The sequence below is a fragment of the Leuconostoc sp. genome (assembly GCF_965300815.1).
Genome location: NZ_CBDKZH010000049.1, coordinates 1 through 9,627, shown reverse-complemented (window position 1 = coordinate 9,627; position 9,627 = coordinate 1). Strand labels below are relative to the sequence as shown.

Sequence of the window (9,627 nt, the reverse complement as noted above, 5' to 3'; positions counted from 1 at the left end):
GTTAAAGGCCTCTTTGGTGGCCAATAATCACGTGACGTAAACAATTAAAAATAAGAGGATAATAATATGACAGTTAACATTTATGATAACGCCAACGAAATGGCAAATGTTTTAAAAACAACCCCACAATACACAGCTTGGCAAGCAGAATTTGATGCGATCCAAGCTGATGCAGAAGCGAAGGCATTGTTTGATCAATTCCAAGACATCCAAATGGCTGTGCAACAAATGATGCAAACGCAACAACAACCAACAGTAGAACAAGAAAAAGAATGGAATGCTGTTGCTGAAAAAGTACAAAAAAATGACACAATCACGGCATTGTTGGCAGCGGAACAAGCTTTGAATACATTGTTGACTGAGTTAAACGATATTGTCACAAAGCCAGTAGCGGATGCTTACGCAGCTTTGCGTCGCTAAATTACAGCACCGGACGTGATGACAGCGTACGGTGTTATGAAAGAGGAAAATGATGTTAAAAAAGTTTTTTGAGTTTTTCAAAGAATGGCTTGTGCCAATCGGTTCAGCATTAATTATTGTCATCTTGATTCGCACGTTCCTATTTACTTTTGTTCACGTTAGTGGCCCATCAATGACGCCTAATTTGCAAAACAATGAATTAGTGATTTTGAATAAGATTGCTAAGTATCAACGAGGCGATGTGGTTGTTTTTGATGCGCGTCAGGAAGATCCAAGAATTCGACCTGGTGAAAAAGATTACGTGAAGCGCATTATTGGTGTCCCTGGGGATACCATCTCTTATAAGGACTCAAATCTTTACGTTAACGGCAAGCAAGTTAACCAAGATTATATTGGGATTAATGAACGGACCGAAGGCACAGAGATGTCATTTGGTAAGAACTGGTCATTAGCGAGTCTGTCAGCGAGTGATTTGTGGCAAAAGAAGGATCGTAACAAGGTGAAAGTGCCAGCCGGAGAATATTTCGTGATGGGTGATCATCGCTCAGTTTCTAACGACGGCCGTTACTTTGGTTTCGTTGATGCCAAGCATATTGAAGGTAAGGTAATTGTCCCATTCTGGAACTCAAATCAAACAGCTAAAGCAAACGTCAACCAACAAAATAAGCATTTCTTTGCAAAATAGCATTTGCAACTGAGCCAAAAAAATGCTACTATATGTGAAACGATAAAACCTTTAATTAAGTCCAGAGAGACTTGCAAGGCATTTAGATACTCGGGGTCGTAGTCTATACTATTGACCGTAATTTTCTAGAACCGCGTAAGTCTGCCGACTTACGCGGTTTTTGTATAAAGAGGGGTATTATGCGAAATTTTCTGAATATAAATGCACTCGATCGTGGTGATGTGTTAAAGTTGGTGCAACGGGCATTGGCTTTAAAAGCTGGTGCAACGCCAAAACAGGCACCGTTCACCGTTGCCAATCTATTTTTTGAAAATTCAACCCGAACGCATACAAGTTTTCAGATGGCTGAAAACAAGCTGGGTTATCATCAGATTGTGCTTGATCCACAAACCAGTTCGATGTCAAAAGGGGAAAGTTTAGCAGATACCCTCAAAACCCTTAAAGCAATCGGCATTGATGTTGCGGTAGTCCGACATGCCGTCAATGATTGGTATGTACCAGTGCTTGAAGCAGCTGGTCATCCCATCCCACAATTAGTCAACGCGGGTGACGGGAGCGGGCAACACCCTTCTCAAAGCTTGCTTGACTTGGTGACCATATATGAACAATTTGGTCATTTTGATGGGTTGCATATCCGAATTGTTGGTGATTTGTTACACTCACGGGTGGCACGTTCCAATGCGGATATCTTGCATCAATTAGGTGCTAACGTCACGTTCTCAGGACCGGACAGTTGGTTGCCGGATGATTTTCAACAATTTGGTCACTTCGTTGCCATTGATGAGGATTGGGACAAACAGGATGTGGTCATGTTTCTCCGTGTTCAGCATGAACGGATTACCCAAACGGAAAACTTAAGCTTTTCAGCTAGACAGTATCACGAACAATTTGGCTTAAATCAGGCGCGTTATGCGCGTTTGAAAGCGACCGCGATTGTGATGCATCCGGCCCCAGTCAATCGTGATGTCGAAATTGCAGACAACTTAGAGGAAGCCCCAAAATCTCGCATCTTTGAGCAAATGACGAACGGTGTTTATGCCAGAATGGCAATCTTAGAATATACAATGGAGACTGAACATGCAGCTGATTAAAAACGCAAACCTGCTCGTAGACGGTGAGCTTAAGCAACACGATGTCTTGATCGATGGTCAAAAAATTGCGCAAGTCGCCGAAACAATCACAGCCCCTACGGCAGAAGTATTTGATGCCAATGGCGCTTTTCTCACCAATGGGTTGGTGGACGTGCATGTGCATTTCCGTGAACCAGGCTTTACGTATAAAGAAACGATTGCTTCTGGTTCTGCCGCAGCGGCTCGCGGCGGTTTTACAACCGTTGTTGCCATGCCAAATCTCAATCCAGTACCGGATAGTCCTGAACGCGTTGCCCAACAGGTTGCGCTAAATGCCAAAAACGGGGTTGTCCATGTCGCACAATACGGCGCTATTTCAGCTGGATTAACGGACCAAACGGTTTCAGATATTGCAGGCATGGCGGCCGCTGGAGCGGTTGCCTTCAGTAATGATGGGAAAGGGGTGCAAACAGCTGATACGATGCTGCAAGCCATGACGGCGGCCGCCAGCGTCAATAAGCCATTGGTTGCGCACTTAGAAGATGATTCCTTACTCCATGGTGGTGTGATGAACGCTGGCGCAACGGCCAACAAATTGCAATTACCAGGTATTACAGGTTTGGCCGAAAGCGCACAGCTTGCGCGTGATCTTGTCCTAGCGCAAGCAACTGGGGTGCATTACCACGTGGCGCACATTTCAACGCAAACGTCTGTTGAACTCGTGCGTTTAGCGAAAGCACAGGGCGTGCATGTAACGGCTGAAGTATCACCACACCATCTTTTATTAGCGGATTCAGATATTACAGGGGATAACACCTTGTTCAAGATGAACCCACCGCTACGTTCGCAAGCCGATCGCGAAGCGGTGTTAGCAGGTCTGCTGGACGGTACCATTGACATGGTAGCGACTGATCATGCGCCACACGGGACGGCAGAAAAGGCACAATCCTTTAAAACAGCCCCATTTGGCATTACAGGTATTGAAACAAGCTTCCAATTGCTTTATACGCATTTGGTGAAATCAGGGGTGATGACGTTAGAAACGTTGATTCACCGCATGTTGGTTGCGCCGGCTACCGCCTTTGGTTTGCCAGCACCAACCCAAATTGCTGCTGGCGAAACGGCCGATTTGGTCTTGTTTGACTTAGCAGCACGGGACACGATTGCTGAAGCAGACTTCAAATCACTCGGTAAAAACACGCCGTTTGTGGGTTGGCCGGTCTATGGTCGCACAATGGCGACTTGGGTTGATGGTGACATTGTGTATCAAGCATGACACGGCAGAACGTAAATTACAGTAAGGATAAGGGACAAATGAAAAAGCGATATTTAGTACTTGAAAATGGATCAATCTATGAAGGTGAAGCCTTTGGAGCTGAGACAGACGTGATGGCCGAACTGGTATTTAATACCGGTATGTCAGGTTATCAAGAATCAATCACAGATTTATCCTATCGTGGTGAAATGATTGTCTTCACTTATCCTTTAATTGGTAATTACGGCATCAACCGTGATGACTTTGAAAGTTTACGGCCAGCAGCCTCAGCCATTGTTGTACATGAAATTGCGCGTCGCCCAAGTAACTGGCGACAAATGATGAGTTTGACGGAATGGGCTGAACGCATGGGAATGCCAGGAATTACTGGCGTTGATACGCGTGCCTTGACACGTGAGTTGCGTGACCAAGGCGCCATGAAGGCGGCTTTGGTTGATGAAGTGACGGATGATGTGTTTGTCCAATTGCGTGATTTTGAAACATCAGCAGATTTGGTCGCCGAAGCGACGACAAAGACGCAATACCAAAATCCAACGGATGGTGTGTCAATCGCTTTGATTGATTTTGGTTTAAAGAACTCGATTTTGCGCGCTTTAGCGAAGCGTGGCGCTAACGTCATGGTCTTTCCAGCAGATGTTTCAGCTGAAACAGTACTGGCGGCGAATCCAGATGGCATCCTTTTGTCAAATGGCCCTGGTAACCCTGAAGATGCTGCATACGCCATTCCAACCATTCAAACGTTACAAGAACAGTTGCCGCTGATGGGCATTTGCTTGGGTCACCAGTTATTTGCCCTGGCTAATGGGGCCCAAACTTATAAAATGAAATTTGGTCATCGTGGCTTTAACCACGCGGTGCGTCATTTGGCACATGAGCGTTTGGACTTTACCTCACAAAACCACGGCTATGCTGTGGATCGTGATAGCTTGGGGGACACCAATCTCGAAGTGACTCATGAAGAAATCAACGACTTAACAGTTGAAGGTTTGCGCCTCAAGAACCACCACGCTTTCTCAGTTCAATTCCATCCTGATGCTGCCCCAGGGCCACACGATGCGGAATATTTATTCGATGATTTTTTGAACATGATTGCGGAAGCACAAAAGGAGACAACACAACATGCCTAAGCGTACAGACATTAACAAAGTATTGGTGATTGGTTCTGGCCCAATTGTGATCGGACAAGCTGCTGAATTCGATTATTCTGGCACGCAAGCTGCCTTGAGCTTGAAAGAAGAGGGTTACCAAGTCATTTTGGTGAACTCAAACCCCGCCACAATTATGACGGATGCAGAAATCGCTGATAAAGTTTATGTTGAGCCAATCTCAATTGACTTCATCGAACGTATTTTGCGTAAGGAACGCCCAGATGCTATCTTACCAACGCTTGGTGGCCAAACTGGTTTGAATATGGCCAAAGATTTGTCTGAAGCAGGCATCTTGGATGACTTGCATATCGAATTATTAGGCACAAAGCTCACGGCTATTGAAGAAGCAGAAGATCGTGAAGCGTTCAAGGATTTGATGGAACGTTTGAACGAACCAATTCCTGAATCAACGATTGCGACTACTTTGGAACAAGCCTTGGCATTTGCCGACACGCATGGCTATCCAGTGATTGTTCGTCCTGCCTATACTTTGGGTGGTACTGGGGGCGGGATTGCAGCCACGCATGATGAGTTAGTCGAAATTGCCGCCAATGGGCTAGAATTGTCACCCGTGACGCAAGTATTGATTGAACGTTCAATTGCCGGTTATAAAGAAATTGAATTTGAAGTGATGCGTGATGCCAGTGATAATGCGCTGGTCGTAGCATCTATGGAAAATTTTGATCCCGTCGGTATCCACACGGGTGATTCAATTGTGACGGCACCAGTGCAAACTTTGTCAGATCGCGAAGTGCAAATGATGCGTGATTCAGCCTTGAAAATCATCCGCGCCTTGAAAATTGAAGGTGGCGTGAACATTCAAATGGCTTTGGATCCAAAGTCATACAAGTATTACATTATCGAAGTGAACCCCCGTGTCTCACGATCATCAGCGTTGGCTTCCAAAGCAACAGGTTATCCTATTGCCAAAATGGCGGCCAAAATTGCGGTTGGGCTGACATTGGATGAAATCATTAACCCCGTAACTGGCATGACTAAGGCTGAATTTGAACCAGCCTTGGACTATGTCGTCTTTAAAATTCCACGCTGGCCATTTGATAAATTTGCCACTGCCGATCGCCGATTGGGTACGCAAATGAAGGCCACCGGCGAAGTCATGGCGATTGGTCGTAACATGGAAGAAGCCATGTTAAAAGCGGTGCGCTCGCTTGAAATTGAGGCAACTAGCTTAAATGACATCACCTATGATGATATGACAGATGAAGCATTGCTTGATGCTTTGATGCCTGCTCGTGATGATCGTTTGCTCAAGATAGCTGACTTGTTGCGTCGTGTTGTCAGCATCGAAACGATTCATAATAAAACACAAATTGATGAATTCTTCCTGGATAAAGTGTCACACATTATTGAAATCGAACGTGATTTGGCAGCGCATGTTGGCGATTTAGATTACTTACACTATGCGAAGAAAAACGGTTTTGCAGATGAAACGATTGCCGGAATTTGGCACAAAACGACGGCAGAAATTCGACAATTACGCCAAGAAGCCGGTATTATCCCAGTTTATAAGATGGTGGATACGGTGGCTGCTGAATTTGAGTCGCAAACCCCTTATTTCTACGCAACCTATGAACGTGAAAATGAGTCTGTAACGTCAGATAAGCCATCTGTCATCGTACTTGGTTCAGGGCCAATTCGTATCGGGCAAGGCGTAGAATTTGATTACGCGACCGTGCATGCCGTTAAGGCCATTCAACGGGCCGGTTACGAAGCCATTATCATGAACTCGAACCCTGAAACGGTCTCAACAGATTTCTCAATTTCAGACAAGCTCTACTTTGAACCGTTGACACTTGAAGATGTTTTGAATGTGATTGACCTCGAACAACCTTTGGGTGTTGTGGTGCAATTTGGTGGTCAAACAGCGATTAATTTGGCCCAACCATTAGCTGAAAATGGCGTGCATATTCTTGGGACAACGGTTGAAGATTTGAATCGTGCCGAAGATCGTGAAGCCTTTGATCAAGTCATTAAACAATTACAACTCCCACAACCCATTGGTAAAACAGCTACCACAGTTGAAGGCGCTTTGGCAGCAGCTCAAGAAATTGGCTATCCAGTGTTAATTCGCCCATCTTACGTGTTAGGTGGTCGGGCAATGGAAATTGTGTCATCAGATGATGAACTCCAAGACTATATGCAACGGGCCGTCAAGGTGTCAAATGATCACCCCGTTTTGATTGATTCTTACTTGGTGGGTCAAGAAGCAGAAGTGGATGTTTTGTCAGATGGTGAAACAGCGGTTATTCCAGGTATCATGGAACATATCGAACGTGCCGGTGTGCATTCAGGCGATTCGATGTCAGTCTACCCACCACAATATTTGTCACAAAAAGTCCAAGATGAAATGACGCAAGCAGCCATTAACTTGGCAAAAGCGATGGGGACAATTGGGTTGATGAACGTACAGTTTGTGATTCATGAAGACACGGCTTACGTGATTGAAGTGAACCCACGAGCTTCACGTACGGTGCCATTCATTTCAAAGGTGACCCATATCCCATTGGCACAACTGGCTACCCGCGTGATGTTGGGTGAAAAGTTGGCAGATATGGGCTTTGAAACGGGTCTGGTACCAGCTGATGATATGGTCCATGTGAAAGCACCAATCTTCTCATTTACGAAGTTACCAGACGTTGATTCACTACTTGGGCCAGAAATGAAGTCAACTGGTGAAGTTATGGGCTCAGACGCAACTTTGCCAAAAGCCTTGTACAAAGCTTTTGTGGCCTCAAACATTAAAGTACCACAATATGGGAATGTCCTTTTCACTGTCGCTGATGACGATAAGGAAGAAGCGTTAACGTTAGCCCGTCGCTTCAATGACCTTGGATTTGCCTTGTTTGCCACGGCCGGCACAGGCGCTTATCTTGCTAGTCAAGGCTTACCTGTTGAAACATTGGACAAAATTGCTGAATCTGATAACAATTCAGTTGAAGCACTACGCGCACAAAAGCTCCAAGTTGTGATTAACACGACACAAGCGGATGATCGTGCCGAATCAGACGGCCGTTTGATTCGAAACGCCGCCATCGAAAACGCAGTGCCGCTGTTTACGGCATTAGACACCGTGAGTGCTTTCTTGGATGTGCTTGAAAGTCGCAGCTTCACCGTTAACGAAATGAAATAACACCAGAAGTACTAATAAAATTGTCCCGTGAGACAAATTAGGAGAAAAACATGACGCAACAACGTTTAGCCGTACAACTACCAGGATTAAACTTGAAAAACCCCATTATGAATTCATCAGGCGCCGTTTATTTTGGCCTGGAAGATATGTACGGGATTGAAAAAACTGGTGCCTTGGTGACGAAGACGATTACCATGGCGCAACGTGCGGGCAATCCGCAACCTTGGGTCATTAACATCACCAGTGGTGTGATGAACTCGGTTGGCTTGGCGAATCCAGGGGTCGAAAATGTCATGGCTGATTTTCTCCCAAAAATCACCGAAAAATATGCAGGCGACTTACCAGTCATGGCATCTATTGCGGGTGAATCCGTTCAAGAATACCGTGATTTAGCGCAGTTGTTATCCGCAACGGGACATATCACAGCTATTGAAGTGAATTTATCTTGCCCAAACGTGGACCGTGGCGGTATGGCCTTTGGGGTGGATGCGCAAGCTGCTGCAGAAGTGGTGACGGCAATTAAAAGCGTGACGGATTTGCCAGTATATGCCAAATTGTCACCTAATGTCACGGATATCAAACCCATTGCCAAAGCTGTCGAAGACGCAGGTGCTGACGGCATTGTTTTGATTAATACGGTAGTGGGGATGCGCTTTGACTTGAACACCCGTGCGCCACAATTAGCGCGTGGCACAGGCGGTATGTCTGGGGCAGCGATTCATCCGATTGCAGTCCGATTTGTATATGAAGTTGCCCAAACTGTGGCGATTCCGGTGATTGGGGTTGGTGGCATTCGCACCGTCGATGACGCCTTAGAAATGCTAATGGCTGGTGCGAGCGCTGTCCAAGTCGGCTCCGGGTTGGCTGAAAAACCAGACATGATGTTAGACATCATTGCAGCGCTGCCGGAAGCCCTCGATCGCTATGGTTTTGACGATGTGCAAGCCGTGACGAACACGTTTAAGAACTCACAGAACTGAAGTTGAAAGGAATGCTGATGACCGCACCTGTTTTTATTGCCTTAGATTTTCCGGATGTTGCCAGTGCGCAAGCGTTTTTGGTACCATTTCGTGATTTACCCGAACAACCAGCTGTGAAGGTTGGGATGGAACTATTTTACGCAGCCGGACCAGCATTTGTGCGTGAATTACGCCAACAAGGCTTTACCGTCTTTTTAGACCTTAAACTTTACGATATTCCAAATACTGTTGGGCATGCTGTAGCGCGCCTTGCGCAACTGGACGTGCAATATTTGACCATTCATGCCGCTGGTGGGACCAAAATGTTGCAGCAGGCGGTTGCCAATAAGGGCGCTGACATGAAAATTTTGGCGGTGACGCAACTCACATCATTTTCAGAAGCGGACATGCAAGCCACGCAGCAAACACCATTATCAATGGCTGATAGTGTACAGCATTTGGCGAAGTTGGCTTATGCCGCTGGGGTGGACGGAACGATTAGTGCACCAGGGGAAGCAGCGCTCATTCAGGCGGTGACAACTGATGATTTCATACGCATCACGCCAGGTATTCGTTTGGCCGGTGATGCCGCTGATGACCAAGCACGGATCACCACACCAGCCGTTGCCCGCGAGTCAGGGGCCACGGGTCTGGTCGTCGGTCGTTCAATTACAAAAGCACAAACGCCAGTTGTCGCTTACCAACGCGTGATGGCAGAATGGGGAAATGAAGCATGACAGAATATGCAACACAAGTCGCAAATGATTTATTAAAGATTGGGGCCGTGAAGTTTTCACCGGAAGCGCCCTTTACTTGGGCCTCTGGCATTAAAAGCCCAATTTATACAGATAACCGGATGACGATTGGTTTTCCTGAAGTCCGTCAAAATATTTTTAAAGGTTTGGCTGAACTCATTAC

The 9,627-nt window shown here is 46.0% G+C and carries 8 protein-coding genes and 1 pseudogene; all 9 read left to right on the top strand.

Annotation, left to right across the window (positions count from 1 at the left end; translation table 11 throughout):
* The first annotated feature begins 66 nt into the window (after positions 1-66).
* Positions 67-420: a YlbF family regulator gene (locus ACW12G_RS04540; protein ID WP_270747270.1), complete on the top strand. Its 354-nt coding sequence runs from the start codon at positions 67-69 to the stop codon at positions 418-420.
* Positions 421-472: 52 nt separating this feature from the next.
* A complete protein-coding gene (lepB, locus tag ACW12G_RS04535) occupies positions 473-1,105 on the top strand; it encodes a signal peptidase I (protein ID WP_048701993.1) in 633 nt (210 codons plus the stop codon).
* 179 nt (positions 1,106-1,284) lie between these two features.
* Positions 1,285-2,196, top strand: coding sequence for an aspartate carbamoyltransferase catalytic subunit (locus ACW12G_RS04530; protein ID WP_455647381.1), 912 nt, complete (start codon positions 1,285-1,287; stop codon positions 2,194-2,196).
* Complete coding sequence (locus ACW12G_RS04525) at positions 2,183-3,451, top strand: dihydroorotase (RefSeq protein WP_455646480.1); 1,269 nt, start codon at positions 2,183-2,185, stop codon at positions 3,449-3,451. The genes ACW12G_RS04530 and ACW12G_RS04525 overlap by 14 nt, the downstream gene beginning before the upstream one ends.
* 38 nt (positions 3,452-3,489) lie before the next feature.
* Positions 3,490-4,578, top strand: a complete 1,089-nt coding sequence (locus ACW12G_RS04520) for a carbamoyl phosphate synthase small subunit (protein ID WP_029509839.1) — start codon at positions 3,490-3,492, stop codon at positions 4,576-4,578.
* Positions 4,571-7,750 carry a carbamoyl-phosphate synthase large subunit gene (gene carB / locus ACW12G_RS04515; RefSeq protein ID WP_455647380.1) on the top strand — a complete coding sequence of 1,060 codons (3,180 nt, stop codon included), beginning with the start codon at positions 4,571-4,573 and terminating at the stop codon, positions 7,748-7,750. The genes ACW12G_RS04520 and carB overlap by 8 nt, the downstream gene beginning before the upstream one ends.
* Before the next feature lie 50 nt (positions 7,751-7,800).
* Positions 7,801-8,730 carry a dihydroorotate dehydrogenase gene (locus ACW12G_RS04510; protein WP_455647379.1) on the top strand — a complete coding sequence of 310 codons (930 nt, stop codon included), beginning with the start codon at positions 7,801-7,803 and terminating at the stop codon, positions 8,728-8,730.
* A 17-nt stretch (positions 8,731-8,747) separates the two neighbouring features.
* A complete protein-coding gene (gene pyrF, locus ACW12G_RS04505; protein WP_455647378.1) occupies positions 8,748-9,446 on the top strand; it encodes an orotidine-5'-phosphate decarboxylase in 699 nt (232 codons plus the stop codon).
* A pseudogene (locus tag ACW12G_RS04500) lies at positions 9,443-9,627 on the top strand (orotate phosphoribosyltransferase); the annotation flags it as partial. The gene pyrF and the pseudogene ACW12G_RS04500, both read left to right, overlap by 4 nt.

Bases quoted from the DNA above. Each gene is read 5' to 3' on its own strand.
- ACW12G_RS04510 (WP_455647379.1), top strand. From the start codon at position 7,801: ATGACGCAACAACGTTTAGCCGTACAACTACCAGGATTAAACTTGAAA.
- lepB (WP_048701993.1), top strand. From the start codon at position 473: ATGTTAAAAAAGTTTTTTGAGTTTTTCAAAGAATGGCTTGTGCCAATC.
- ACW12G_RS04540 (WP_270747270.1), top strand. From the start codon at position 67: ATGACAGTTAACATTTATGATAACGCCAACGAAATGGCAAATGTTTTA.
- ACW12G_RS04530 (WP_455647381.1), top strand. From the start codon at position 1,285: ATGCGAAATTTTCTGAATATAAATGCACTCGATCGTGGTGATGTGTTA.
- ACW12G_RS04520 (WP_029509839.1), top strand. From the start codon at position 3,490: ATGAAAAAGCGATATTTAGTACTTGAAAATGGATCAATCTATGAAGGT.
- ACW12G_RS04525 (WP_455646480.1), top strand. From the start codon at position 2,183: ATGCAGCTGATTAAAAACGCAAACCTGCTCGTAGACGGTGAGCTTAAG.
- carB (WP_455647380.1), top strand. From the start codon at position 4,571: ATGCCTAAGCGTACAGACATTAACAAAGTATTGGTGATTGGTTCTGGC.
- pyrF (WP_455647378.1), top strand. From the start codon at position 8,748: ATGACCGCACCTGTTTTTATTGCCTTAGATTTTCCGGATGTTGCCAGT.